We start from the raw sequence: 24,974 nt of genomic DNA on the forward strand, positions 1-24,974 counted from the left end.
CCGTCAGCCGAGTACGGCGAGCGCGTCGATCTCGATGAGGAGGCCGGCCGGGAGACCGACGTAGACCGTGGTCCGGGCGGCGGGCGGCTGGGTGAGGCCCTGCTCCTCGAAGTAGCCGTTGTAGATCTCGTTCATCTCGGCGAAGTGGTCCACGTCGGTCAGATAGACGCGGATCATCATCACGTCGTCCCAGCTCGCGCCGCCCTCTTCGAGGATCGCCCGGACGTTGGCGAGGGTCTGCAGGGTCTGTGCGCGCAGGGTGGGACCGGCCGGCGTCGGGGGCTTGCCCTCCTCGGCGGGCAGGAAGCCGACCTGGCCGGCGACCTGGAGGATGTTGCCCTTCTTCACGCCGTGCGAGAACTTCGCGGGCGGGGTGGTGTGGGTCTTCGGGGTGAGCGCGATCTTGTCCGTCATTCGGGGTCCCTTACTGGCGTTCTTCCGGAGTACTCCCCGCTGATCGCGTCCGCGGTGCGGCGGACCTGCGGGAGCAGGGTGAGGAGTTCCTCGGCGGTGACGACGACGTTCGGCGCGGACACCGACATCGCGGCGACCACCCGGCCATCGGCGCCGCGGATGGGGGCGGCGACGCAGTTGATGGACTCCTCGTGGCCGCCGAGGTCGGTGGCCCAGCCCTGTTCGCGGACCTTCTCCAACTCCCGCAGGAACGCGGGGGCGTTGGGGGTCGAGCGGGCCGTGTACAGGGGGTAGTCGAGCTTGTCCGCGAGGGCGTGGCGCTCGGGTTCGGGCAGGTCGGCGAGGAGGAGTTTGGCGACGGCCGCGACCGTGATGGCGACGGGCTTGCCGATCCGCGAGTACATGCGGACCGGGTAGCGGCTCTCCACCTTGTCGATGTAGAGGACCTCGCCCTCCTCGTACACGGCGAGGTGCACGGTGTGGCCGCAGGCCTCGTTCAGCCGTACGAGGTGGGGGTGGGCGATCTCGCGGATGTCGAGGTTCTCCATCGCCTCCTGGGCGAGGGCGAAGAGGCGGGCGCCGAGGCGGTAGCGCTGGTCGGACTGGCGGTAGACCAGGCCGTGCTCGTGCAGGGTGCGCAGGAGGCGGAGCGCCGTGGACTTGTGCACGCCCAGGCGGTCGGCGACCTGGCCGAGGTCGGCGGGGCCCTCGGCGAGCAGCGGCAGGATGCTCAGGGCGCGGTCGACGGTCTGACTCATGGGGTGTTCGCCTCCTCGGTGACCCGCTCGGCCTGCGTCCAGCCGGGGGCGAGTCGAAGTCTCCCCCATGCGGTGCCGTCCAGAGCGGTCAGGCGGTCGGCGTGGTCCCGGGTGGGGGGCGGGGCCACATCGCCGGGGGTGGTGAGGGCGGCGGCGGCGAAGAGGTGGCCTTGGCGAAGGCGGGCTGCGAGGGGGAGGCCGCGCAGGGTCGCGGAGAGGAATCCCGCGGCGAAGGCGTCACCCGCGCCGGTGGCGGCCACGACGTCCACGGCCGGGGCCGGTTCGGAGGCGGGCGGCCGACCGCACGCGAACGCCGTCGCTCCCTTCGCCCCCTGCTTCACCACCAGAACTCCCGGCTCGGGCAGCGCTTCCCGGATCGCCTCCGGTCCGCCGCTGACGCCCCAGGCCTCCGCCGCCTCGTCCTCGCCCACGAAGACCAGATCCGCGCGCCGGGCCAGTTCCAGCAGCGCGAGGGGTCCCTCGGCCGTACGCCACAGGTCCCGTCGGTGGTTCACGTCGAAGGACAGCAGGGGGCGGTGCGGGCCAGGAGCCGTCAGTTCGCGCAGCAGCGCGTGGCACTCGGGCGACAGCGCCGCCGTGATGCCGGACAGATGCAGGACCCGCCCGGCCCGTACCGCCGCCAGGTCCACGTTCCGTACGCTCATCGCGGATGCCGCCGAGCCCGCCCGGTAGTACGCCACCTCGTGCTCGCCCGTGCCCCGGTCGGCGGCCGTGCGGAAGTACACCCCCGTGGGCCGGGCCGGGTCCCGGTCGACCGACATGACGTCGACGCCGTACCCGGCGACCGCCTCCACCAGGTGCTGCCCGAACCCGTCCGCCCCCACCCGGCTCACCCACCGCACGCAGTGCCCGGCGGCGGCCAGCACGCAGGCCACGTTGGACTCGGCACCGCCGATCGCGCGGTCGAAGGAGGGCACGTCCGCGAGGCGCCCCGGGCGGCTGGGCAGGAAGGTGACCATGGACTCGCCGAGCGCTACGACGTCCACCCACGCGTGCGCAACGATCCCGGCGTAAGCAGCGTCGTCGATGATGGCTCCTGTCGATGTCCGGGTGACGGCTCCGTTGACCCGGTGTTCGCGAGATGCTAGACACCAGTTAGCAAGACATGCAATGACCGTTGCACATATTGCAACGATCAGGAGAGGGGCTCCATGCGCACCGAAGCGCTCGCCCGACTGGCCGGGGAACGTGTCGACCACCGCTTCAAGGGCCTCCCGCCCGACGCCGACGGCCTGACCGTCGGCGAACTGGCCGCCCAGCGCCGCAACCTCTTCCGCCCGGCGGACGGCTTCACCACGCCCGTCCTCGCCCTGTCCGCCGAGCGCCTGGAGCACAACCTCGCGCTCATGGAGACCTACACCGCCCGGCACGGCCTCGCGTTCGCCCCGCACGGCAAGACGTCCATGGCCCCGCGGCTCTTCCAGCGCCAGATCGAGCACGGCGCCTGGGGCATCACGCTGGCCGTGCCGCACCAGGTGCGGGTCGCCCGGGAGTTCGGGGTCCAGCGGATCTTTCTCGCAAACGAGGTCGTGGACGCCGCCGCCCTCCGATGGATCGCCGGCGAGCTCGCCGCCGACCCCGGCTTCCGGTTCATCTGCTACGTCGACTCCGTCCGCGGCGTCGAGCTGATGGACGCGGCCCTCGGGGACACCGGGCGCCCGCTGGACGTCGTCATCGAGCTGGGCGCCGGCGACGGCGCCCGTACCGGTGTGCGCACGGAGGCGGATGCCCGCGCCGTGGCCGATGCCGTGGCCCGGACGCGGACCCTGCGGCTCGTGGGTGTCGCGGGGTACGAGGCCCAGGTGCCCGGCGCCGACACGGAGCTGGTGCGCGAGTGGCTGGAGAGGCTGGTCGCGCTCGCCGTGGAGTTCGACAAGGCCGGGCGGTTCGCCGGCGCCGGCGAGATCGTGGTGAGCGCCGGCGGCAGCGAGTGGTTCGACGCCGTCGCCGACGTCTTCGCCCGGATCCCCGGCCTCTCGCTGCCCGTCCTGAAGCTGCTGCGCTCCGGCGCCTACGTCTCCCACGACGACGTGCACTACCGCAGGCTCACCCCGTTCAACCGGGTGCCCGCGGAGGGCGCGCTGGAGCCCGCGTTCCGGCTGTGGGCCCAGGTCGTCTCCCGGCCCTCCGCCGACCAGGCGTTCCTCAACGCCGGCAAGCGGGACGCGGCCTACGACCTCGACCTTCCGGTGGCGCACGTGGTACGCCGGGACGGCACCGAGCGCCCGGCGACCGGCATCGAGGTGAGCGCCCTGTCCGACCAGCACCTGTGGCTGCGTACCGCCCCGGACGCGGACGTCGAGGTCGGCGACTGGATCGGCCTCGGGCTGTCCCACCCGTGCACGTCCTTCGACAAGTGGCAGCTGATCCCGGTGGCGGAGGCGGACGGCACGGTCGTCGACTACATCCGTACGTTCTTCTAGCAGCCGGGGAATTACAGGAGCCCGGGAAAGGGAGCCGGGGAAAGGGAGGCGGGGCATGGAGGACCTGGTCATCCGGGACGCCGATGTCGTCGACGGCAGCGGGGCACCCTCGTACCGGGCCGATGTGGTGCTCGACGGCGGCCGGATCGTCTCGATCGTCAAGGAGGCCGCTGCGGCCGGCTGCCAACGACCGCGTGCCGTACGCGAGTTGGATGCCGAAGGCCTGGTCCTCTCCCCCGGCTTCATCGACATGCACGCCCACTCCGACCTCGCCCTGCTGCGCGACCCGGACCACAGCGCGAAGGCCGCGCAGGGGGTCACGCTGGAGGTCCTCGGCCAGGACGGGCTGTCGTACGCGCCGGTGGACGACCGCACGCTGGAGGAGGTGCGGCGGGCGATCACCGGGTGGAACGGATACGGCGACGACCTCGACTTCGACTGGCGGTCGGTCGGCGAGTACCTCGACCGGCTGGACCGCGGGATCGCCGTGAACGCGGCCTATCTCGTCCCGCAGGGCACGGTCCGCGCCCTCGTCGTCGGCTGGGAGGACCGCCCGGCGACCCCCGAAGAGCTGGACCGGATGCGGCAGTCGGTGGCCGAGGGGATGGCGCAGGGCGCGGTCGGGCTGTCCTCCGGGCTCACCTACACGCCCGGCATGTACGCCCCGGACACCGAACTGACCGAACTGTGCCGGGTGGTGGCGTCGTACGGCGGCTATTACTGCCCGCACCACCGCTCCTACGGCGCCGGCGCTCTGGAAGCGTACGCCGAGATGGTCGCTCTCACCCGGGACGCCGGCTGTCCGCTGCACCTCGCGCACGCCACCATGAACTTCGGCGTGAACGAGGGCCGGGCGCCCGAGCTGCTGGCCCTGCTCGACCAGGCGCTGGACTCCGGCGCGGACATCACCCTGGACACCTATCCCTACACCCCCGGCTGCACCACCCTGGCCGCGCTGCTGCCCAGCTGGGCGAGCGAGGGCGGCCCGGCGGAGATCCTGGCCCGGCTCGCCGACCCGGCGACCGCCGAGCGGATCCGGCACCATCTGGAGGTGACCGGCTCGGACGGCTGCCACGGCGTGCGCGTGGAGTGGGAGACGATCGAGATCTCCGGCGTCCGCGACCCCGCACTGGGGGACCTGGTGGGCCGTACCGTCCGGGAGGCGGCGGAACTGCGCGGCGACTCCGCCTGGGAGACGGCCCGTCGGCTCCTGATCGAGGACCGGCTCGGTACGACGATCCTCCAGCACGTCGGCCACGAGGACAACGTCCGCACGATCATGCGGCACCGCGGCCACACCGGCGGCTCCGACGGCATCCTCCAGGGCGACAAGCCGCACCCGCGCGCCTACGGCACCTTCCCGCGCTATCTCGGCCACTACGTACGGGAGTTGGGCGTGCTCTCGCTGGAGGAGTGCGTCGCCCACCTCACCGCACGGCCCGCGGCCCGGCTGCGACTGCCGGACCGCGGTCTGGTGCGCGAGGGGTACCGGGCCGACCTGGTGCTGTTCGACCCGGCGACGGTGGCGCCCGGCGCGACCTTCGCCGCGCCCAAGGCGCTGCCCACCGGGATCCCGCACGTCCTCGTCGACGGCCGGTTCGTCATCGAGGACGGGAAGCGGACGGACGTGCTCGCGGGCCGGTCCGTCCGCCGTACACCGGTGTGACGGCTGGCCCTTACGGCTTCGGCAGGGTGCAGCCGGCCGCGTCGAGGTTCAGCTTGTTGCCCGTGGTGAAGCAGGCCGGGATCTGGTAGATCTCCTCGGCGTAGTTGATGCCCTGGTGGATGGTGACGTTGCCGTTCTCGTCCACCTCGCAGGGGTTGTTCTCGGTGCAGCGCTCGCCGTCCTCGTTGCCGGTGTTGTTGACGGCGACGACCTTGCCGGTGCTGGTGTCGATCACCGGGGAGCCCGAGGTGCCGCCGATGGTGTTGCACGCGGAGGTGTAGCGGACCGAGTCCTTCCAGGTCCAGTCGCCCTCCTTCAGCCGGTACACGAACCCGTCGACGCTGCAGCTGTAGGTGCGCTTCCAGTAGCCGGAGACGACCTTGATGGCGGTGCCGGCGGTGGGGTGGCTGTCGTTCACGGTGAGCGGGCTGATGCCGTACGCGCTCTTGATCTTCGCGTAGGTGGTGGTCAGCTGGTAGATCGTGACGTCCGTGTCCGTCATGGTCGAGTAGACGACCTGGTTGGCGCGGAGGGTGGCGACCTTGCTGCCGGAGGAGTTGAGCAGGCCGAAGGTACGGCTGGAGGACTGGCCGGTGATGACCTGGCCGGGGTCCGGGAAGCCGGTCTCCAGGCAGTGGCCGTTGGTCAGCACGAGCGCCGGGTCGCTGTCGGCCGAGTTGGGGAAGCGGATCACGGAGCCGGAGCAGTTGCTCAGCGCGACGGTCCCGGCGAAGTCGACGGTCGCCTTGGGCTTGACGGCGGTGTGCGGCGCGGCGACCGCGGGGGCGGCGCCCAGCCCGGCCAGGGCCAGGGAGGAGAGCGCGGCAAGGAGAGGCTTGTTCATGTGGGGGTCCCCTCTTGTGACGACTTGGGCGACCGGAGATCTTCCGGCCGCCCGCTCGCTTGTCATGCGCATTGTCGAGGTAGGAAGCGGATGCGAACAAGAAGCCGGCTCAGGCCGTAGGGGTTTCCCTGTGCGCCACGGGCCGGGTGACGCGCCTCCCCCCTGACGTCGACGTCGATGTCGTCCGGCACAGCGCGAAACGGGATGTGGGCGCCGCGTCCACCACCAGGGAGTCCCTGGGCCCCGGTTCGGGCAGCCCGCGGGCGGCGACCGCCAGTTCGCCGAGCGTCCGCGCCCCGTGGACCTGACCGAGCCGGTCGTCCAACTCGCCCAGCGGCAGACGGCCGTCCGCCACGGCCGCCTTGACCCGCTCGACGACGCGCTAGCGATCCTCGTCGGAGGCGAGCAGGTCGGAAGGAGCCGAAGAGGACGCCGGCTTGCCGACGGGAGAGGAAGCAGAGTGCTCGGTCATACGGGCCACTCTCACCCGCCGGCCGACCCGCCACCGCACGCCGGTCGGCCAAGTGGCCGGTAACGAACCACGGTTGACGCGAAGCCACCTCCCGCCGCCCGCCGTTCAGTGCTGGTGCCGTCCGGCACCGTGACCGTGCCGCCAGCCTTCGGGGAAACCGGACGCGGAGGCCGTCGGGCTCGCCGTCGTACCGGTGGACGCGGGCGGGCGGGACGCGGTGGGGGGCGGGGTGGCCGGGCCGGCGGTCACCGAAGGTTGGGACTTACGGGCCGCCGGGTTGACGGTCGTGCGGGACGGCGCGGCCGACGGGGACATGGCGGGGGCGGCCGGGGAGCCGGTGTCCGTGCGGGGGCTCGCGGTGGCGGAGCGGTCGACGGCGACGCGTCCGCCGCCGGCCCGACCCGATCCGTCCGGGGCGGCGGAATCCGAGCCGCCCGCGAGCGCCGCGATCACCGCGACCGCACCGGCCGCCCCCAGCGCCCCGGCGACGGCCACCACCCGGCGGCGACCGCCCGTGCGCCGCTCGGCCCGCCGACGCGCACCCCGCCCCTCGCCCAGCCGGGACGGCTCAACGAACCCTGCCGCGGGCCCGACCGGCCTTACGGGCTCAGCAAGCCCTGTCGGCCCAGTCGGCTCGGTCGGCTCCGTCAGCTCCGTCGGTTCGATCAGCGGGGGCAGCTCGCGCGTGTCGTCATAGGCGCTCTGCCAGCCGTGAGCAGCAGCGGGGTCGGCATACCCCTCGTACGCCGGGGCGGGGGCCTGCGGGAGGTAGACGTTCGGCCGGGCCGGGGACGAGAGCTGAGCGCGGGGCGCGTACGGCTGGGCCGAGGACGACGACTGCTCGCGGGACACGCACGGCTGGACCGAGGACGACGACGGCTCGCGGGACACGCACGGCTGGCCCGGAGACGACGACCGCTCGTGGGACACGCACGGCTGAGCCGAGGACGACGACGGCTCGTGAGACACGCACGGCTGGCCCGGAGACGACGACCGCTCGTGGGACACGCACGGCTGAGCCGAGGACGACGACGGCTCGTGAGACACGCACGGCTGGACCGAGGACGACGACGGCTCGCGGGACACGCACGGCTGGCCCGGAGACGACGACCGCTCGTGGGACACGTACGGCTGGTCCGGAGACGACGACCGCTCGTGGGACACGTACGGCTGGGCCGGAGACGACGACTGCTCGTGGGGGGTGTCCGGGTGCCCCCGGAGTGCGTCGCCCCGCTTTCGCGTGCCGCGCGCCCCTGACTCGTACTCCCGCTCGGTGGCCATGACGGCGGATTCTAGGGACGCAAGTGGCTCCTGAGACAGCTTACGGCGATATCCGGGCAGACCTCCGCGTCTCGCGTGGCGGGAAACACCCCCCGGGAAGCGAATTCGAGCCGTAAGCTCACGAGCATGCAGGTGATCCAGTCGACCAAGCTCGCCAACGTCTGTTACGAGATCCGGGGTCCGGTGCTCGAGGAGGCGATGCGGCTGGAGGCTGCCGGTCACCGCATTCTCAAGCTCAACACCGGCAACCCGGCCGCCTTCGGCTTCGAGTGCCCCCCGGAGATCCTGGAGGACATCCTCCGGAACGTGTCGACGGCACACGGCTACGGCGACGCGAAGGGCCTGCTGGCCGCCCGCCGCGCGGTCGTCATGCACAACCAGACCCTCGGCATCGAGACGGACGTCGAGCACGTCTTCATCGGCAACGGCGTCTCCGAGCTGATCGTGATGGCGATGCAGGGCCTGCTGGACGACGGCGACGAGGTCCTCGTACCGGCCCCGGACTACCCGTTGTGGACCGCCGCCGTCTCCCTCTCCGGCGGCACGGCCGTGCACTACCGCTGTGACGAGCAGGCCGACTGGATGCCCGATCTCGCCGACATCGAGCGCAAGGTCACCGACCGCACCAAGGCGATCGTCATCATCAACCCGAACAACCCCACGGGCGCGGTGTACGACGAGGCGGTGCTGAAGGGCCTGACCGACATCGCCCGCCGGCACAATCTGCTGGTCTGCTCCGACGAGATCTACGACAAGATCCTCTACGAAGGCGCCACGCACACCCCGACCGCGAAGGTCGCCCCGGATCTGCTCACCCTGACCTTCAACGGCATGTCGAAGGCGTACCGGGTGGCCGGCTACCGGGTGGGCTGGATGTCGATCTCCGGGCCACGCGCCCATGCCGACTCCTACATCGAGGGCCTGACGATCCTGGCGAACATGCGCCTGTGCGCCAACATGCCGGGGCAGCACGGCGTGGTCGCCGCGCTCAGCGGACGCCAGTCGATCAACGACCTGGTGCTGCCGGGCGGCCGGCTGAAGGAGCAGGTGGACACCGCGTACGAGCTACTGACGCAGATCCCGGGCGTGAGCTGCGTACGGCCCAAGGGCGCGCTGTACCTCTTCCCGCGCCTCGACCCCCAGGTCTTCAAGATCAAGGACGACCGGCAGATGGTCCTGGACCTGCTGCGCCAGGAGAAGATCATGGTCGTCCAGGGTACGGGCTTCAACTGGCCCGAGCCGGATCACTTCCGCGTGGTGACCCTGCCCACGGTCGGCGATCTCCGGGACGCCATCACCCGGATCGGCACCTTCCTGGACGGATACAGCCAGCCGTAGCCGACGGATTCCATTGACTCCATTCCGTGATCCAACTCAACTTTAGACGGAATCCAAGCTAGGATGGCTTCCTGTCAGAGCACAGGAGGCCATCCCCCATGTACGAACCGATCCGCACCAAGTCGGTCCACAGCACGGTGGCCGACAGCGCCTCCGAGTTCCCCCACCGGTCGCGCGGGGAGGAGCTGGACATCCAGCTCGCCGGCCACCTCGCCGCGTTGCTGGCCGTGACGGACGAGCTGCGCGGACTGACTCCGTCGGCCGACCTGGACACCGCGGCGGAACGTCTGGCGGGCGAGCTGAGCCGGCTCCGGGGCAGCCACGCACCGGCGCGTGCGGTGCCGGCCGCGGCCGGTGACCCTGCGGCGCTGCACCAGCGGGCGCACGCCCTCGCCGGCCGGGCCCTCGTCGTCGCGGCGTCCCGCGCGGACACCGCGGCAGCGATCCTCGCCGCCGAGCGGATGGACGCCCACACCGCGGCGCTGGCCGACCCGAAGGAACTCAGCGCCACCCACTGACCCCACCCGGGGTCCCCTTGTCGGCCCCGGTCCGCGTGCACCCGCAGCGACGCGCGGACCGGGAGCCATGGCACTGCGTTTGCTTTGGCCGGCTCCTTGGGGGCGGGGCGTTTCTTCGGTGCGGTGGGTCGGGCCCGCGTCTCGCCGTGGTGGCTCGTGTCGTCCTGCGACTGCCCGTCCGCCGTGGCTGGTCGCGCAGTTCCCCGCGCCCCTTGGACAGGCGAGGGCCTGCCGTCGTGTTCCCCGCAGGCGAGCGGGAAACGTGACGACAGGCCCAGGACCCCCACTCCGTTGTGCGGGCCTCGCCGGCATGTCACCACGGCCGGCCGGGACGATCGCTGGTCAGGGCACGGCGGCCGGCCGTGGAGTCCGTGTCGGGACTAGCCCAGGCGCGCCACCAGCGCGTGGTACTGGTCCCACAGCTCCTTCGGGGTGTGGCCGCCGAAGGTGTTGAGGTGGTCGGGGACGAGCGCGGCCTCCTCGCGCCAGACCTCCTTGTCGACCGAGAGCAGGAAGTCCAGGTCGGAGTCGGCCAGTTCGAGCCCGTTCGTGTCCAGGGCGTCCCGCGTCGGCAGCACGCCGATCGGCGTCTCCACGCCCTCGGCCCGGCCGGCCAGCCGCTCCACGATCCACTTCAGGACACGGGAGTTCTCGCCGAAGCCCGGCCAGACGAACTTGCCCTCGTCGTTCTTGCGGAACCAGTTGACGTAGTAGATCTTCGGCAGCTTGGACTGGTCCTTGCCCTTGGCCACCTCGATCCAGTGGGCCATGTAGTCGCCCATGTTGTAGCCGCAGAACGGCAGCATCGCGAACGGGTCGCGGCGCAGCTCGCCGACCTTGCCCTCGGCGGCGGCGGTCTTCTCGGAGGCCACGTTGGCGCCGAGGAAGACGCCGTGGTTCCAGTCGAAGGACTCCGTCACCAGCGGAACGGCGGTGGCCCGGCGGCCGCCGAAGAGGATCGCCGAGATCGGCACGCCCTTCGGGTCCTCCCACTCCGGCGCGATGATCGGGCACTGGGAGGCCGGGACGGTGAAGCGGGCGTTGGGGTGGGCGGCCGGCGTCTCGGACGCGGGCGTCCAAGCGTTGCCCTTCCAGTCGGTGAGGTGGGCGGGCTGCTCCTCGGTCATGCCCTCCCACCACACGTCGCCGTCGTCGGTGAGCGCGACGTTGGTGAAGACGGCGTTGCCCCACAGGGTCTTCATCGCGTTGGCGTTGGTGTGCTCACCGGTGCCGGGCGCGACGCCGAAGAAGCCGGCCTCGGGGTTGATCGCGTAGAGGCGGCCGTCCTCGCCGAACCGCATCCAGGCGATGTCGTCGCCGATGGTCTCCACGGTCCAGCCGGAGATCGTGGGCTCCAGCATGGCGAGGTTGGTCTTGCCGCAGGCCGAAGGGAAGGCCGCCGCCACGTACTTCGACTCGCCCTGCGGCGGCGTGAGCTTGAGGATCAGCATGTGCTCGGCCAGCCAGCCCTCGTCACGCGCCATGACGGAGGCGATGCGCAGCGCGTAGCACTTCTTGCCGAGCAGGGCGTTGCCGCCGTAGCCGGAGCCGTAGGACCAGATCTCGCGCGACTCGGGGAAGTGCGAGATGTACTTGGTGGAGTTGCACGGCCACGGAACGTCGTCCTGGCCCTCTTCGAGCGGGGCGCCGAGGGAGTGCACGGCCTTGACGAAGAAGCCGTTGTCGCCGAGTTCGTCCAGGACGGCCTGGCCCATGCGCGTCATCGTGCGCATGGAGACCGCGACGTAGGCGGAGTCGGTGATCTCCACGCCGATCGCGGACAGCGAGGAGCCGAGCGGGCCCATGCAGAACGGGACGACGTACATGGTGCGGCCCCGCATGGAGCCGCGGAACAGGCCCTTCTCGCCGCTGAAGATCTCCCGCATCTCGGCGGGGGCCTTCCAGTGGTTGGTCGGGCCCGCGTCCTCCTCCTTCTCGGAGCAGATGAAGGTCCGGTCCTCGACCCGCGCGACATCGGTCGGGTCGGAGGCGGCGTAGTAGGAGTTGGGGCGCTTGATCGGGTCGAGCTTCCTGAAGGTGCCCTTGGCTACCAGTTCTTCGGCAAGCCGCTCGTACTCGGCCTCGGAGCCGTCACACCAGACCACGCTGTCCGGCTGGGTCAGTTCGGCGATCTCGTTGACCCACGAGATCAGTTCCTGGTGGTTGGTGGGGGCGGGAGCCGCGATGTCGCGCGCCACGATTGCTCCTAAATGAGGGATTTTGCCCTGGTGAGGGATTTGTCCTTGGGCCCCGTGGGGGCTGCGGCCCGGATGCTTCGCAGCCTGTTCGGCTGTGGGCGCTCATCCGGTGCCGACCGCACTCATTTGATCATCCGTCCCGAGTGCCCATATGTCCAGGGGGTGTCACAGGTGAGCGGCGTGAGGAAGGCCACGGTTTTCACGTCTTTCCTGCGTATCTCCACGTTCCTTTACGTGCACGTTGAGTTCGCCTGAAAGACTTTTTGAACACGTCGGCCAGGTCGCTCATGAGACGATGGCCACTCCGGACCACTCCGGGGTGCGAGACTGATCCGTAACTTACGGTTCCGTAGGTACGATGCGGCTCATGACTGCGTCCGCTCCCGACGCGCCCATGGACCCGCCGGCCGCCGGCCGCGGTCCCGTCGCGCTCTCTTTGCCGCACCCGGTCAAGCCCAGGCTCCGCGGCTGGCTGCACCTCGGCATGTTCCCGGCCGTACTCATCGCGGGCCTCGTGCTCACCGCCCTCGCCGACTCCACCAGAGGCCGTATCGCCTGCGGGATCTACGTCCTGACGGCCTGCCTGCTCTTCGGTGTCAGCGCGCTGTACCACCGGGGCAACTGGAGCCCCCGGATGGACGGCGTCCTGCGCCGCCTGGATCACGCCAACATCTTCCTGATCATCGCGGGCACCTACACCCCGCTGACCATGCTGCTCCTGCCCGGCGCGAAGGGGCAGTGGCTGCTGTGGGGCATCTGGGCCGCCGCCGCGGCCGGCATCGTCTTCCGCGTCTTCTGGGTCGGCGCCCCGCGCTGGCTCTACACGCCCTGCTACATAGCGATGGGCTGGGCGGCCGTCTTCTTCCTGCCCGACTTCCTGCGCACCGGCGGCATCGCGGTCCTGATCCTGGTGATCGTCGGCGGCCTGCTCTACAGCGCCGGCGGCGTGATCTACGGCATCAAGCGCCCGAACCCGTCACCGCGCTGGTTCGGCTTCCACGAGGTCTTCCACTCCTTCACGCTCGCCGCGTTCATCGTCCACTACGTCGGCATCTCGCTGGTGGCGTACCAGCACGCATAGCTCCTCCGCTCCCCACCCTCTCCACCCCTCCCACCCCAGGCCACGGCTCGCGAGCCGTGGCCTTTCGCTGTTCCGACAGAAGAATTCGATTGACAGATACTAGCTTTTGAGAGCTACTCTCATTTTATGACTGTCACGCATACCGACGACACTCGGCACGACCGCCGCCGCTGGTGGGCCCTCGGGGCCCTGGTCGCGAGCATGCTGGTGCTCGGCTTCGACATGACGATCCTCAACGTGGCCCTGCCGACCATGGTCGGGCAGCTCGGCGCCACCACCGGCCAGCAGCAGTGGATGGCGGACGCCTACGTCGTCGTCTTCGCGGCCCTGATGCTCCCGGCGGGCCTGCTCGGCGACCGGTTCGGGCGGCGGCTGATCCTGATCACCGGGCTGGTGATCTTCCTGGTTGGTTCCGTGCTCGGCGCCCTGGCCGGCGAGGTGAGCCTGGTGATCGCAGCCCGCGCGGTGATGGGCGTCGGCGCCGCGCTGGTCACCCCGCTGGCGATGTCCGTGCTGCCGTCGCTGTTCACCCCCGACGAACAGGGCAAGGCCCTCGGCCTCGTCTCCACCGGCTCGGCACTGGGCCTGCCGCTGGGACCGATCATCGGCGGCTGGCTGCTCGACCACTTCTGGTGGGGCTCGGTCTTCCTCATCAACATCCCCATGGTCGCGATCGGCGTCCTCGCCTGCGTCCTGCTGCTGCCCGAGACCCGCGACCCGGCCTCCCCCAGGGTCGACAGCCTCTCCACCGCGTTCACCACCGGTGGGCTCGGCGCCCTCATCTACGCGATCATCGAGGCCCCCGACCGCGGCTGGGGCGATCCCCTGATCCTCGGCATGTTCGCCGCGGCAGCGGTCCTGATCACCGGGCTGGTGCTGCGCTCGCGCCAGGTGCGGCGCCCCATGCTCGACATGAGCCTGCTCGCCCAGCGCGGCTTCCTGTTCAACACCGTCGCCGCGACCCTGGTGATGTTCGTGCTGTCCGGCCTGATGTTCGTGCTGCCGCCCTATCTGCAGGCCGTCCTCCGCAACGACACCCTCGGCACCGGCGTCCGTATGCTGCCGATGGTCGTCGGCCTGTCCCTCGCCGCGAAGTTCGCTCCCCCGCTCGCGACGCGCTTCGGGGCACGCGCCGCGGTCACCGCGGGCCTGGTCGTGCTGGCCTTCGCCGCCCTGCTCGGCAGCCGTACGACGACCGGCTCGGGCTACGGCTTCACCGCCCTGTGGCTCTCCGTCGCGGGCCTCGGCTTCGGCCTCGCGCTCGTGCCTGCCATGACCGGTGCCCTCGCGACCCTGCCCCGGGACCGGGCCGGCAGTGGCTCCGGCCTGCTGATGACCCTGCGCCAGGTCGGCTCCGCGATCGGCATCGCCCTGCTCGGCAGCCTGCTGGCCAACGTCTTCCGCGACCGGCTGGACGTGACCGGCCTGCCCGCGCCGGCCGCCCGCACCGCCGGGGACTCGGTCGTCGCCGCGCGTCTGATCGCCGAGAAGACCGGATCCGCGCACCTCGCCGCGTCCGCGAACGGCGCGTACGTGCACGGCATGACGGTGGTCCTGCTGGTGTGCGGCATCGCGGCCCTGGTCTCGGCCCTGGCGGCCGCCGCGTTCCTGCCGAACACCGCGGTCGCGCGACGCACGGAACGCGAGGAGACCCCGGTCGTGGCCGAGCCTGCGGGGCATGCCGGACAATGACGGGCATGACGGCCGCACAGTCCTCCGCTTCCCCCGCCGACCGGCCCCGTCTTGGCCTGCGCGAACGCAAGAAGATCAAGACCCGGCAGGCGATCCGCGCGGCGACGTACGCCCTGATCGAGGAACAGGGCTACGACGCCACGACGATCGACCAGATCGCCGAGCGGGCGGAGGTGTCGCCGTCCACCGTCTTCCGCTACTTCCCGACCAAGGAGGACATCGTCCTCACGGACGAGTACGACACGATCCTGCTGGAGGAACTGCGCGCCCGCCCCGCGGACGAGTCGCTGACGGACTCCCTGCAGTACGTGATGCGCAAGGCCGTCACGCTGGGCATGAGCGAGGAACCCGAGGTGACCCGGCTGCGGACCAGCCTGACCGCGAAGGTCCCCGCCGTGCGCGCCCGCATGATCGAGAGCATGTCGGCCACCGGCCTGCTGCTCCGCCGGGCCATCGCGGAACGCTCGGGTCTGGCGGAGGACAGCCTGGAGGTGCGGGTCTATGCGATGTCCCTCATCGGCGGTCTGATGGAGGTCTCCATGTACTGGGCGGAGAACGACCACCAGGGCGACCTGTCGGACCTCATGATCCGTGCCCTCGGCGTCCTGGAGCACGGCCTGCCCGCCGGAAATCCCTGAGGTTCCGGCCGCCGGCCGTGCCATGCTGACCAGGTGAACGGAGTCGAGATCCACGTCGAAGTCGCCCCCGCGCTCCACCTGTTCGTGCCGGCCGCCCGACGGGCCGGCGCCACGCCGCTCGGCACGGACGGCGTCTCGACGCTCGGCCATGTCATCGAGTCCCTCGGCGTCCCGCTGACCGAGGTCGGCTCACTGGTCGTGGACGGCAGCGCGGTGCCGGTCTCGCACATCCCGAAGGCGGGCGAGACGGTGAGCGTCCGGGCCGTGGAGCGCCCCCAGCGGGTCCCCGGCGCCCCGCTCCGCTTCCTCCTCGACGTCCACCTCGGCACCCTGGCCCGCCGACTGCGGCTGCTCGGCGTGGACGCGGCCTACGAGTCGACCGACATCGGCGACCCGGCGCTGGCCGCCCGCTCGGCGGCCGAGAAGCGGGTCATGCTCAGCCGCGACCGGGGCCTGCTGCACCGCCGTGAACTGTGGGCCGGTGCGTTCGTCTACAGCACCCGCCCCGACGACCAGTTGCACGACGTCCTCGACCGCTTCGCCCCCGCCCTCGCCCCCTGGACCCGCTGCACCGCCTGCAACGGCCTGCTCAGGGAGGCCACCAAGGACGAGGTCGCCGCCCAGCTCAAGCACGGCACCCAGCGGTCGTACGACGTCTTCGCCCAGTGCACGGACTGCGGCCGCGCGTACTGGAAGGGCGCGCACCACGACCAGCTGGAGGCCATCGTGGAGCGCGCCCTGGCGGAACACGGCTAGCGCCTGCTCCCACCGCCCTTCACATCGCCCTTGTCACAGGCGATTCCGTTCCGGTCCGGGTCCAACCCCAGTGGATCGTCCGCACCGTTGACCTTCAGGCGGCCGTAGTCGTTCCGCTGCAGCCAGGAACAGCGTGCCGCCGTCGTCTTCTTCACCTGCGCCGGGAAGGCCGTCGGCACGCACACGTTGATCGAGCCGTAGTGCCGGTCGCAGCCGGACAGGGTCGGGCTGACCTGCTGCGACGTGCGCTTCTTGGCGGGGCCCGACACCTTGCCGGTGAGGCCGTCGGCGAAGGCGTGGATGTGCGGGGAGGCGGTGGCGGCGGTGAGGGCCGCCGGGCCCGTCAGATGCACCCACTGGGCCACCGAGGGCACCCCGTTGGCGTCGACCGCGAAGAGCATGTACCAGCCGGGCGGCGCCAGGTTGGGGTTGTTCGTCACGTTCAGGTCGACGTTGTTGCCGTTGACCGAGAGCGGCAGGTCGACGAAGCGCTGGTTGGGATCGGAGGAGTGGGTGACCGCCGCCGGACGGATCAACTCCGCCTTGGCGATGGGGCGGTCGACGGTGATCCGCTGGGTGTCGCCGTACTTCCACTCCTGGCTGATCACCGAGGTGATCGTCGGGCGCGTGCCCTTGTAGAGGTAGGGCGGGGTGTAGATCGACACGTTGTGGTTCCAGCTGCCGTTGCCCGGGTTGTCGCCGGTGGCCATCACCCGGCCGTCGGGCAGCAGGAACGCCGAGGAGTGGTAGCCGCGGGCCTCGGGGTCGGCGGCCACCTGCTGGAAGGTGTTGGCGGCCGGGTCGTAGAGCGAGGACTCGTACACCGGGTTGGCGCGGTTGTGCAGGGCGCCGCCGGTCTCCAGCACCTTGCCGTCGGGCAGCAGCACGGTGGAGACGTACATCTTGCCCTGGCTGCCGGTCTCCGGGACCTTGCCGTTGCCCAGGTCGACCGTGCCCTGCGGGATCGGCGGCCCGGCGACGTACGACGGGTTCGGCTGCTTGAGGTCGATCACGTCGGTGAGGCGGTTCGCGTCCGGGTTGGAGTCGATGTTGCCGCCACCGACCGTCAGCACCCGCTGATCCTGCGCCGGAGGCAGCAGCACGGACGACGACTGGTCGCGCTGGTCCTTGTTCTGCAGGCCCGGGATCTGGGTGATCGTGTTGGCGCCGTAGTCGTAGACCGCCGAGCCCGTGCCCGGGATGTTGTTGCCGAAGACATGGCTGCCCGAGTAGAAGAGGCGGCCGTCCTGCATCAGGATCATCGCCGGGTACAGGCCCCAGAACGACCAGGTCTGGTTGACCTTCCACGTCGGCAGCCACTGCTGGTCCTTGTCGGACCAGCGCTCGGCGGTCACCGACCCGGTGGAGTCCTCGCGGAGCCCGCCGAAGGTGATGACGTCACCGTTGCCCAGCTCGGTCGCCGACGGGTACCAGTGGCCGTCGTTGAGGTCGTTGGTCCTGGTGTACGTCTCGGTCTTCGGGTCGAAGAGGTACGAGTCCTTGAACCCCTCGTAGCCGTGGGTGCCGTTGGGGTCCGGATAGGACTTGTTGCCGCTCAGCACGAGCACCCGGCCGTCCTGCAGCTGGACGTGCCCCGCGCAGAACATGTCCTTCGGCGTGGGGATGACCTTGTAGGTGCCGGCGGCGGGGTCGTACACCGCGCTCGTGAACGTGCCCGCGTTGAAGGCGTCCTGGCTGTTGCCGGAGCCGGCGATCAGCAGCACCTTGCCGTTGCTGAGGACGACGGAGTGCATGGAGCGGACCGGGTTCTGCGTCGGCAGGACGGACCAGCTTCCGTTGGCGCACTGGTCGTTGGTGCCGGTGCACTGGGCCGGCGGGGTCACGTCCGGGACCTGGTCCATGGTGTAGTCGTCGGTGGTCGCCGAGCCGGTGCCGTAGACGGAGACACCCCAGGTGATGCGGTCGGTGCCGGGCGGGATCTCGGGGGTGCGGACGGTGGCCTGCGTCCAGGCCGAGGCCATGTCGAGGGTCTTGACGTCGGTCCAGTACTGCCAGCCGGCGGTCGCATCGTGCCGGAACAGTGTGACGTTGGCGTCCGGGGTGGTGGTCTTGTACCAGACCCCGAGGTCGTACTGCTTGCCGACGGTCACGGCCGGTGCGCAGTCGGCGGACTCGGTGAGCATCGCCTTGCGGTCGCCGTCGACCCGGCGGGTCAGCGTGACCTTCATGGCCTTCGCCCCGGAGTGCGCGTCCGAGGTCGTCTCGAAGCTGAAGTCGTTGTCGCCCCAGCCCGACTTCTCCCAGCAGTACGGCATGCCGTCCGTACCGGCGGTCTCGAAACCCGGGTTCTTGATCAGGTTGGCGGCCTCGGCGCTCTGCGGCGTGGCCAGGAGCAGACCGGCGGTCAGGGCGCCCACCCCGATCAGCGCGGTCCGTCTGCGGTACTTGCTCAAGCGGCTCTCCTTGCTCGGCTCCCCCGGCGGCGGGGGAGGTAGACCAGCGCTTCGGTCCCGACGAAGCGCAGGACGAACGTCATGACCAGCGCGAGTGCGGTGGCCGGCAGGGCGCCCATGCCGAACCGGCCGACCAGCAGCGCGATCAGCGGGATGCGCAGGACAAGGTCGGCGTTGGCCAGCAGGGCGAACCGGCCGAGCCGGTCCCACCAGCGGCGGTGCGCGCGCCGGTCGCGGAACAGCAGCTGCTCGATGAGCAGGAAGTTCCAGGCGACACCGAGCTGGTTGGCGAGGATCTCGGCGGGCAGGTAGTGCATGCCGAGGGCGGTGAGCGCCCAGAGTCCGACGAGGTTCGGTACGAAGCCGCTCGCGCCGATCAGCCCGAAGCCGGCCAGGCGGGCCACGGGGGACGCGGTGCGCAGGCCCGCCAGGTGGCGCAGGAAGCGGAAGCCCTCCCGCGCGGTCGACTTGGACTCGCCCGCGAACCGGTCCTCGAAGACGAACGGCACCTCGGCGACCCGGCGCGGACGGCTGCGGACGGCCAGCTCCAGGAGGATCTTGTAGCCGAGGGGCTTCAGCACATCGGCGGTGACGGCGCTGCGCCGGATGGCGAAGAAGCCGCTCATCGGGTCGCTGATGCCGTGCAGCCGGCGCGGGAAGAGGGCCTTGGCGAGCCAGGTCGCGCCGCGCGAGACGGCCACCCGGTAGCCGCCGGCGAGCCCGGCCCGGCTGCCGCCCTCCATGTACCGGGAGGCGACGACGAGTCCGGCGTTCCCCCGCTCGCCCGTGGCCACCAACTCCGGTATCAGGGACGGCGGATGCTGGCAGTCGCCGTCCATGACGACGATCCACTCCGAGGTCGCCGCCCGCAGCCCCTCGACGACCGCCCCGCCGAGCCCGCCGGCGGGTTCCTCGCGGTGCAGTACGGCTACCGGGAACGGGCAGTCCTGGGCGGCCGCGCGGATCACCTCGGGGGTGTCGTCGGTGGAGTCGTCCACGAAGAGGACCTCGCAGGGCAGCCGCGCGGGCACCGACTCGGTGATCCGGCGCAGCAACTGCCGGATGTTCGCGGACTCGTTGAAGGTCGGGACCACGACGGTGACGGCGCCGGGCTCGGCTATTTCCGCGGCGTCCAGGCCGGGTATCGGGGCGGTGTACTCGCTCATCGGGCGCCTCCCGCGGCCTGGATCCGGCGGATCTCGATGCGGTCCGGGCCGCTGCCAAAGGTGGCGACCGGCGTGGAGTGCCGGATGGCGGCCCTGACGTTCGGCAGGTCCTTGGCGTCGCGGCGGACCGTCGGCGAGGCGACGACGTAGTCGAGGTCCCGGTAGCCGTGCGGCAGGGTCTTGGTGACGGCCGGGTCGAGGTCGGCCTTGTAGAACCAGATGGCGCCGAGTCCGGGCCGGTATCCGGCGTGCACGAGGTCCAGCCAGAGGGCGTCGTCGACGAGGACCCGGGTGTCCTTCGGGTCCGCCACCTTCGTGCTGAGCCAGTGGGAGGCCTGCCGGTAGGGCTTGTTGGCGTCGGCGGTGACGGCGGTGCGGTCGCCGTCGTACCAGTGCGGTACGACGTAGCCGCCGGCGGCGAGGGCGAGCACGGCGGCGAGCGCGTACCGGCTGCCGGTGAGGTACCTGTTCTCGCTCTCGGCCCGCCACCTGCGGACGACCGCGTGTGCGACGGAGGCGGCGCCGCCGGCCAGCACCAGCGCGAGGAAGGGCAGCGCGCCGATGACGTACATGGCGGGCAGATAACCGTTCGGGCGCAGCGCGACCACCGCCAGGACGGCGACCGTCAGCGCCGGTCCGGCGAGGGCGCGGGCGGTGACCGACCAGCGCCAGGTGAGCAGCAGGAGCAGGGCTCCGGCGAGGCCTCCGAGGGGCAGGACACGGTCGTAGTACAGCCAGGAATGCAGGACGCCGTACGAGCCGGAGCCCTGGTCCAGGATGAAACCCGAACCCGGCCTGGACATCTGGTACGTGATGCCGTCCCACAGCGAGACATGCCCGGCGCCCGGGAGCAGCTCCCCCTTCAGCAGGGCGAACAGCGGGTAGGAGAAGCCGATCAGGACGCAGGCGGTGACGGCTCCGGTGAGGGCGAACTTGCGGGTGTCGCGGTGGCTGTGCCGCCACATGGTGACGAACAGGGCGGGCAGGACGACGAGCATCGTCTCCTTGGTGAGCACGCCCGCGGCGGCGGCGAGGCCGGCGCCGAAGTGGTGCCACAGGTGGCGGCTGGGCGAGGCGGCCAGGCAGAACGCCAGCAGCAGCCACATCACGGCGATGTTGTCGAGGAAGATCTCCCGGCTGAGCACGACCGCGAGCGGGGAGAGCCCGAACAGGGCCATGCCGAGCCCGGCGGCCCAGCGGGGCAGGGAGAGCCGGCGCCCGAGGACATAGACGAGGACCGCGCTGACCCCGCCGACCAGCAGCATCGTGATCCGCATGGTGCCGACGGTCATCGAGCCGGGGCTGAGGGCCGAGGGTATCCAGCCGGCCAGGGCTATCTGGATCCAGCCGAGCGGCGGGTGGTCGTACCAGTAGGTGTAGTGGGCGAGGCCCCGGCCCTGCTGGACGGCCCAGGCCTGGGCGAGGTAGGTGCCCTCGTCGTCGCTGAGGGTCGGGTAGTCGGCGATGTTCCAGCCCTGGACGACCAGGATCGCGGTGAGCAGAGCGCCGCAGAGCAGCAGGTCGGGGCGGGAGGAGCGGAGTCGTACCGGAGGCTGCGTTCGACCGGTCGAACAGGTCGTGGGCGCAGCCTGGCGCTGCGCGGGGACCGTCGCTGCGGTCACCGCGGGAAGTGTGGAGGTCACGCAGGAAGGTCCTCTCGAAGGGACTCGGCCGCGGTGAGGTGCGCGCCGACGTGCGAGGTCAACTCCCAGTCATTCCGGCCGCGTTGCTCGCGCCACACGGCGCGGATCGCGGCTCCGGCGAGGAGGACCTGGTAGAAGGGGCCGCCCACGATGAGCTTCACGTAGTGGGCGAAGCGGACCCTCAGGCCGTACTGAACGCCGAAGTCGTGCAGTCCGACCACCTCGAAGACGAAGGTGACGACGGCGGTGACGAGCGGAAGGAAGGTGAGGAAGGCGACGCCGACGGGGACGTCGAGGAAGAGCGCGACGGCCGCGTTGAGCGGGATGATGACGCCGGAGAAGGCCTGCATGAACGGGGTCATCAGCGTGTACCGGGCGAGCAACCGCTGCCCGAATCCCGGGAGTTGCCGCCAGTCCTTCTTCCGGTACACCTGCAGGAAGCCCTGATTCCAGCGGGTGCGCTGCTTGAGCAGCGACATGAGGCTGCCGGGCGTCTCCTCGCGGGTGACCATGTCGGAGTCGTAGGCGACGACGACCTTCTTGCCGACGGACGAGAGCCGGACGCCCAGGTCACAGTCCTCGGCGAGGCAGTCGGGGTCCCAGCCGTCCGCTTCCCTGAGGACGTCGGTCCGTACGAAGACGGTGTTGCCGCCGAGCGGGATGAACCCCTTCTGCGCGTGCAGGTGCAGCCGGGAGCGGAACCAGAAGAAGTACTCCAGACAGTTGCGCAGGCTGTACCAGCTGGAGTGGAAGTTGATGAGCTGGACGCCGCCCTGGACGACGTCCGCCCGGGTCGTCCGGAAGGCGTGGTCGACGTGGGCGAGCAGCTCCGGATGGACCTGGTCCTCGGCGTCGAAGACCCCGACGACATCGCCGCGGCAGTGCGGCAGCGCCGTGTTCATGGCCTTCGGCTTGTTCTTCTTCTCGTGGGTGTCGACGACGACCCGGACCCGCCCGTCGCGTGCGGCGGCTCTCTCGGCCACCTCCGTGGTCTCGGGGTCGTCGTGCCCGACGATCACGATGATCTCGAAGTCGGTGTGTGTGGATTCCAGCATCCGCTGGATGGTGTGGTCGAGCACGGCTTGCTCGTGCCGGGCCGGCAGGAGCAGCGAGAAGGACAGGTGCTCGCCCCCGTCCGGTCTGCCGAACCGGGTGGAGGCCAGCACCTCGGGCGTGCGCCACGCGTGCATCTGCCACCACAGGGTGAAGGCCGCCATCCAGAACAAGGCCAGTGAGACGGCAGCGATGAAGACAGACGTCAGCAAAAAGATCCCCCCAGATCCCCTGATATCCCCCAGCGCACGCGACAGTGGGTCACATCCGTCGCGTCGCTGTGGAGAGCGTAGGGGGGATCTGTGAAGTGCGGGAGCTCTTCCGATAAATAGCTTGTTTCGGAACGGTGGTATGGGAAGCGGTATCTATCCGAACACCCGCTCACTTTCGGACAGTTCGCCCATCCTTTTACTCCTGCGTTTGCGCAGCTCAGTGACTGTTGAGCAGGGCCCGCAACCGTTCCGGATCGGTCGTCGGCGCGTCACAGACGAAATGACGGCAGACGTAAACCGCAGGTTGACCGCCCACCAGTGGACGGCCGGCAACGAGCGGGAATTCATCACTCTCCGCAACACCCATGGCCACGACTGCGCCGGGGGCGGTGCCCAGAAGTGCCTTACGGTGCAGGGCCGTTGTCCTTTCGTCCGCGGGATCGGATCCGACGACGGCGATCTCCTTCGGCCCGTCGAGCAGCGCCTCCGCGACGGCGAGCCCCCAGCCGATGAACCGGGGCACGCGCGGCCCGAGGGTCTTCACCACGCCCAACGCCCGCTCGGCGGCGGTCCGATGCGGCTCGGAGCCGGTGTGCGCGGCATAGCTCAGCAGGGCTCCGGCCGCGGCGGTCCAGCCGGACGGGGTGGCGTTGTCGGTGGGGTCCTGGGGCCGGCGGATGAGCTGTTCGGCGTCGGCGGCGGTGTCGTACAGGGCGCCGGTCTCGGGGTCGGTGAAGCGGGCGAGCACATGGTCGAGGAGCAGCCCGGCGAAGTCCAGCCAGACGCCCTCCCCCGTCACGGACGCGAGCGCGAGGAAGCCCTCGGCGACATCCGCGTAGTCCTCCAGGACACCGGCGTTGGGGCCGACCCGGCCGTCCTTGCTGGTGCGGGCGAGCCGGGCGTGTTCGTCGAGGTGCACGCGGACGAGCAGGTCGGCGGCGCCGAGGGCGGCCTCGATCAGATCGGGCCGGTCGAAGTAGGCGCCGGTCTCGGCGAGCGCGGCGACGGCGAGGCCGTTCCAGGCGGCGACGACCTTGTCGTCCCGGCCTGGTGCGGGGCGCTGCCGCCGCTCATCGAGCAGCCGCTCCTTGACGGAGGCGATCTTCCGGGCGTCGAAGAGGGTGTCCTGCTGGGGCAGTTGGAGGACGGACAGGCCGTGCTCGAAGGTGCCCTCGTCGGTCACGCCGTAGTACTGGGCGGCGAGGTCGCCGTCCGCGTCGCCGAGGACGGCGCGCAGCCGCTCGGGCGTCCACACGTAGTACGCGCCCTCGACATGCCGCCCGCTGCCGTCGTCGCTGTCGGCGTCCAGCGCGGAGGCGAATCCGCCTTCTTCCGTGCGCAGTTCGCGGACGAGGAAGTCGGCGGTCTCCAGGGCGACGCGCCGGGCGAGATCCGATCCGGTGGCCCGCCAGAGGTGGGCGTAGACCCGGCACAGCAGCGCGTTGTCGTAGAGCATCTTCTCGAAGTGCGGCACGACCCAGTCCCGGTCGACGGAGTACCGGGCGAACCCGCCGCCCAGCTGGTCGTAGATCCCGCCGCGGGCCATGCGCTCGCAGGTGTCCTGGGCCATCTGCAGCGCGCCCTCGGCGCCGGTCCGGGCGTGCTGGCGCAGCAGGAACTCCAGCACCATGGACGGCGGGAACTTCGGCGCCCCGCCGAATCCGCCGCGCTGCGGGTCGTACTCGCGGGTCAGCCCGAGCAGCGCCTGCGCGAGTTCCTGCTCGCCGGGCGGCTGCGCGGCCTGGTGGCTGATCTCCCGCTGGGAAAGGTCCCGGACGATCTTCCCGGCGACCTCGGCGACCTCGTCACGACGGGTGTCCCAGGCCTGCCGCACACCCTCCAGCACCTGCGGGAAGGACGGCATGCCGTGTCGCGGCGCGGGCGGGAAGTACGTCCCGAAGTAGAAGGGCTCGGCGTCCGGGGTGAGGAAGACGGTCATCGGCCACCCGCCCTGCCCGGTGGCGGCCTGTACGGCTTCCATGTAGACGGCGTCGACGTCGGGGCGTTCCTCACGGTCGACCTTGATGCTGACGAAGTGCTCGTTGAGATAGCGGGCGGTGGCGTGGTCCTCGAAGGACTCGTGCGCCATGACATGACACCAGTGGCACGCCGAGTAGCCGACCGACAGCAGAATGGGTACGTCGCGCCGTCGTGCTTCCTCGAAAGCCTCCGGCGCCCAGGGCCACCAGTCGACCGGATTGTCAGCGTGCTGAAGCAGATAAGGCGAGGTCACACCAGCCAACCGGTTCATACGGCCCAGCCTCTCACAACGCCCGGCCCCGTCGGCCTATGCGTCATGACGTGGTGGACGACCGGTGCGCTCTTCCGGAATCGGGCGTCCCGGCATCGCGGGACAGTAGGCTGAGCCCAGCAGCGCTGGGACTGT

19 protein-coding genes and 1 pseudogene are annotated in these 24,974 nt (G+C 70.7%); 8 read left to right on the forward strand and 12 right to left on the reverse strand.

The features are described 5' to 3' along the window. Positions 1-3 precede the first annotated feature (3 nt). From AB5L52_RS16520 to AB5L52_RS16530, 3 genes are read right to left on the reverse strand one after another with little or no spacing between them, the layout of a single operon-like run. Positions 4-414: a RidA family protein gene (locus tag AB5L52_RS16520; RefSeq protein WP_351021172.1), complete on the reverse strand. Its 411-nt coding sequence runs from the start codon at positions 412-414 to the stop codon at positions 4-6. Further along, positions 411-1,172 (reverse strand): IclR family transcriptional regulator, encoded by a 762-nt coding sequence (locus AB5L52_RS16525; protein WP_351021174.1) that lies wholly within the window; start codon positions 1,170-1,172, stop codon positions 411-413. Before AB5L52_RS16525 ends, AB5L52_RS16520 begins: the two co-directional genes overlap by 4 nt. Then, positions 1,169-2,179 (reverse strand): sugar kinase, encoded by a 1,011-nt coding sequence (locus tag AB5L52_RS16530; protein WP_351021175.1) that lies wholly within the window; start codon positions 2,177-2,179, stop codon positions 1,169-1,171. The genes AB5L52_RS16525 and AB5L52_RS16530 overlap by 4 nt, the downstream gene beginning before the upstream one ends. Positions 2,180-2,344: 165 nt before the next feature. Here AB5L52_RS16530 and AB5L52_RS16535 point away from each other — a divergent pair, with 165 nt between their 5' ends. Further along, entirely contained in the window at positions 2,345-3,616 is a 1,272-nt protein-coding gene (locus tag AB5L52_RS16535; protein WP_369364764.1) for an amino acid deaminase, read from the forward strand. A 55-nt stretch (positions 3,617-3,671) separates the two neighbouring features. Next, the gene (locus AB5L52_RS16540; RefSeq protein ID WP_369364765.1) at positions 3,672-5,282 is read left to right on the forward strand and encodes an amidohydrolase family protein; all 1,611 of its coding nucleotides are present in this window, start codon (positions 3,672-3,674) and stop codon (positions 5,280-5,282) included. Between the two features lie 10 nt (positions 5,283-5,292). On the opposite strand, the gene AB5L52_RS16545 is transcribed toward AB5L52_RS16540, so the two are convergent. The 3 genes and pseudogenes from AB5L52_RS16545 to AB5L52_RS16555 form a co-directional block, all read right to left on the reverse strand. Next, positions 5,293-6,126 carry a serine protease gene (locus AB5L52_RS16545; RefSeq protein WP_369364767.1) on the reverse strand — a complete coding sequence of 278 codons (834 nt, stop codon included), beginning with the start codon at positions 6,124-6,126 and terminating at the stop codon, positions 5,293-5,295. A 109-nt stretch (positions 6,127-6,235) separates the two neighbouring features. Then, positions 6,236-6,496: pseudogene (locus AB5L52_RS16550) on the reverse strand (DUF1707 domain-containing protein); the annotation flags it as partial. Positions 6,497-6,703: 207 nt separating this feature from the next. Continuing rightward, a complete protein-coding gene (locus AB5L52_RS16555) occupies positions 6,704-7,489 on the reverse strand; it encodes a hypothetical protein (RefSeq protein WP_369364769.1) in 786 nt (261 codons plus the stop codon). 516 nt (positions 7,490-8,005) lie between these two features. Between AB5L52_RS16555 and AB5L52_RS16560 the strand changes: the two genes are divergently transcribed. Both AB5L52_RS16560 and AB5L52_RS16565 read left to right on the forward strand, forming a co-directional pair. Continuing rightward, the gene (locus AB5L52_RS16560) at positions 8,006-9,217 is read left to right on the forward strand and encodes a pyridoxal phosphate-dependent aminotransferase (RefSeq protein ID WP_351021186.1); all 1,212 of its coding nucleotides are present in this window, start codon (positions 8,006-8,008) and stop codon (positions 9,215-9,217) included. Between the two features lie 98 nt (positions 9,218-9,315). Further along, positions 9,316-9,735: a hypothetical protein gene (locus AB5L52_RS16565; RefSeq protein WP_351021188.1), complete on the forward strand. Its 420-nt coding sequence runs from the start codon at positions 9,316-9,318 to the stop codon at positions 9,733-9,735. A gap of 380 nt (positions 9,736-10,115) precedes the next feature. On the opposite strand, the gene AB5L52_RS16570 is transcribed toward AB5L52_RS16565, so the two are convergent. Then, positions 10,116-11,933 carry a phosphoenolpyruvate carboxykinase (GTP) gene (locus tag AB5L52_RS16570; protein WP_369364771.1) on the reverse strand — a complete coding sequence of 606 codons (1,818 nt, stop codon included), beginning with the start codon at positions 11,931-11,933 and terminating at the stop codon, positions 10,116-10,118. Between the two features lie 367 nt (positions 11,934-12,300). On the opposite strand from AB5L52_RS16570, the gene AB5L52_RS16575 reads away from it, so the two are divergent. The 4 genes from AB5L52_RS16575 to AB5L52_RS16590 all read left to right on the forward strand — a co-directional run bounded on the left by AB5L52_RS16575 (position 12,301) and on the right by AB5L52_RS16590 (position 16,100). Then, entirely contained in the window at positions 12,301-13,014 is a 714-nt protein-coding gene (locus AB5L52_RS16575; RefSeq protein WP_351021192.1) for a hemolysin III family protein, read from the forward strand. Positions 13,015-13,140: 126 nt separating this feature from the next. Further along, positions 13,141-14,706: a DHA2 family efflux MFS transporter permease subunit gene (locus AB5L52_RS16580; protein ID WP_369364772.1), complete on the forward strand. Its 1,566-nt coding sequence runs from the start codon at positions 13,141-13,143 to the stop codon at positions 14,704-14,706. After that, positions 14,703-15,344 (forward strand): TetR family transcriptional regulator, encoded by a 642-nt coding sequence (locus AB5L52_RS16585; protein WP_351021195.1) that lies wholly within the window; start codon positions 14,703-14,705, stop codon positions 15,342-15,344. Before AB5L52_RS16580 ends, AB5L52_RS16585 begins: the two co-directional genes overlap by 4 nt. 33 nt (positions 15,345-15,377) lie before the next feature. Further along, positions 15,378-16,100, forward strand: coding sequence for a Mut7-C RNAse domain-containing protein (locus tag AB5L52_RS16590; protein WP_351021197.1), 723 nt, complete (start codon positions 15,378-15,380; stop codon positions 16,098-16,100). Here AB5L52_RS16590 and AB5L52_RS16595 read toward each other — a convergent pair. From AB5L52_RS16595 to AB5L52_RS16615, 5 genes are all read right to left on the reverse strand, one after another. Beyond that, a complete protein-coding gene (locus AB5L52_RS16595) occupies positions 16,097-18,514 on the reverse strand; it encodes a galactose oxidase-like domain-containing protein (RefSeq protein ID WP_369364774.1) in 2,418 nt (805 codons plus the stop codon). The two genes, AB5L52_RS16590 and AB5L52_RS16595, sit on opposite strands and share 4 nt — an antisense overlap. Then, positions 18,511-19,680 (reverse strand): glycosyltransferase family 2 protein, encoded by a 1,170-nt coding sequence (locus AB5L52_RS16600; protein WP_351021201.1) that lies wholly within the window; start codon positions 19,678-19,680, stop codon positions 18,511-18,513. The genes AB5L52_RS16595 and AB5L52_RS16600 overlap by 4 nt, the downstream gene beginning before the upstream one ends. Beyond that, a complete protein-coding gene (locus AB5L52_RS16605) occupies positions 19,677-21,323 on the reverse strand; it encodes a glycosyltransferase family 39 protein (RefSeq protein WP_351021203.1) in 1,647 nt (548 codons plus the stop codon). The genes AB5L52_RS16600 and AB5L52_RS16605 overlap by 4 nt, the downstream gene beginning before the upstream one ends. Beyond that, positions 21,320-22,588, reverse strand: a complete 1,269-nt coding sequence (locus tag AB5L52_RS16610; RefSeq protein WP_369364776.1) for a glycosyltransferase — start codon at positions 22,586-22,588, stop codon at positions 21,320-21,322. The genes AB5L52_RS16605 and AB5L52_RS16610 overlap by 4 nt, the downstream gene beginning before the upstream one ends. 217 nt (positions 22,589-22,805) lie before the next feature. After that, positions 22,806-24,839, reverse strand: a complete 2,034-nt coding sequence (locus AB5L52_RS16615; protein WP_369364778.1) for a thioredoxin domain-containing protein — start codon at positions 24,837-24,839, stop codon at positions 22,806-22,808. Positions 24,840-24,974: the final 135 nt, after the last annotated feature.

Origin of the sequence: Streptomyces sp. CG4, assembly GCF_041080655.1 — a bacterium.
Lineage (GTDB): Bacteria > Actinomycetota > Actinomycetes > Streptomycetales > Streptomycetaceae > Streptomyces.

What these genes read in the sequence shown, in the direction of transcription:
- AB5L52_RS16520 (WP_351021172.1), bottom strand. Translation starts at nt 414, where the DNA reads ATGACGGACAAGATCGCGCTCACCCCGAAGACCCACACCACCCCGCCC.
- AB5L52_RS16585 (WP_351021195.1), top strand. Translation starts at nt 14,703, where the DNA reads ATGACGGGCATGACGGCCGCACAGTCCTCCGCTTCCCCCGCCGACCGG.
- AB5L52_RS16545 (WP_369364767.1), bottom strand. Translation starts at nt 6,126, where the DNA reads ATGAACAAGCCTCTCCTTGCCGCGCTCTCCTCCCTGGCCCTGGCCGGG.
- AB5L52_RS16535 (WP_369364764.1), top strand. Translation starts at nt 2,345, where the DNA reads ATGCGCACCGAAGCGCTCGCCCGACTGGCCGGGGAACGTGTCGACCAC.
- AB5L52_RS16600 (WP_351021201.1), bottom strand. Translation starts at nt 19,680, where the DNA reads ATGAGCGAGTACACCGCCCCGATACCCGGCCTGGACGCCGCGGAAATA.
- AB5L52_RS16615 (WP_369364778.1), bottom strand. Translation starts at nt 24,839, where the DNA reads ATGAACCGGTTGGCTGGTGTGACCTCGCCTTATCTGCTTCAGCACGCT.
- AB5L52_RS16580 (WP_369364772.1), top strand. Translation starts at nt 13,141, where the DNA reads ATGACTGTCACGCATACCGACGACACTCGGCACGACCGCCGCCGCTGG.
- AB5L52_RS16565 (WP_351021188.1), top strand. Translation starts at nt 9,316, where the DNA reads ATGTACGAACCGATCCGCACCAAGTCGGTCCACAGCACGGTGGCCGAC.
- AB5L52_RS16575 (WP_351021192.1), top strand. Translation starts at nt 12,301, where the DNA reads ATGACTGCGTCCGCTCCCGACGCGCCCATGGACCCGCCGGCCGCCGGC.
- AB5L52_RS16525 (WP_351021174.1), bottom strand. Translation starts at nt 1,172, where the DNA reads ATGAGTCAGACCGTCGACCGCGCCCTGAGCATCCTGCCGCTGCTCGCC.
- AB5L52_RS16560 (WP_351021186.1), top strand. Translation starts at nt 8,006, where the DNA reads ATGCAGGTGATCCAGTCGACCAAGCTCGCCAACGTCTGTTACGAGATC.
- AB5L52_RS16540 (WP_369364765.1), top strand. Translation starts at nt 3,672, where the DNA reads ATGGAGGACCTGGTCATCCGGGACGCCGATGTCGTCGACGGCAGCGGG.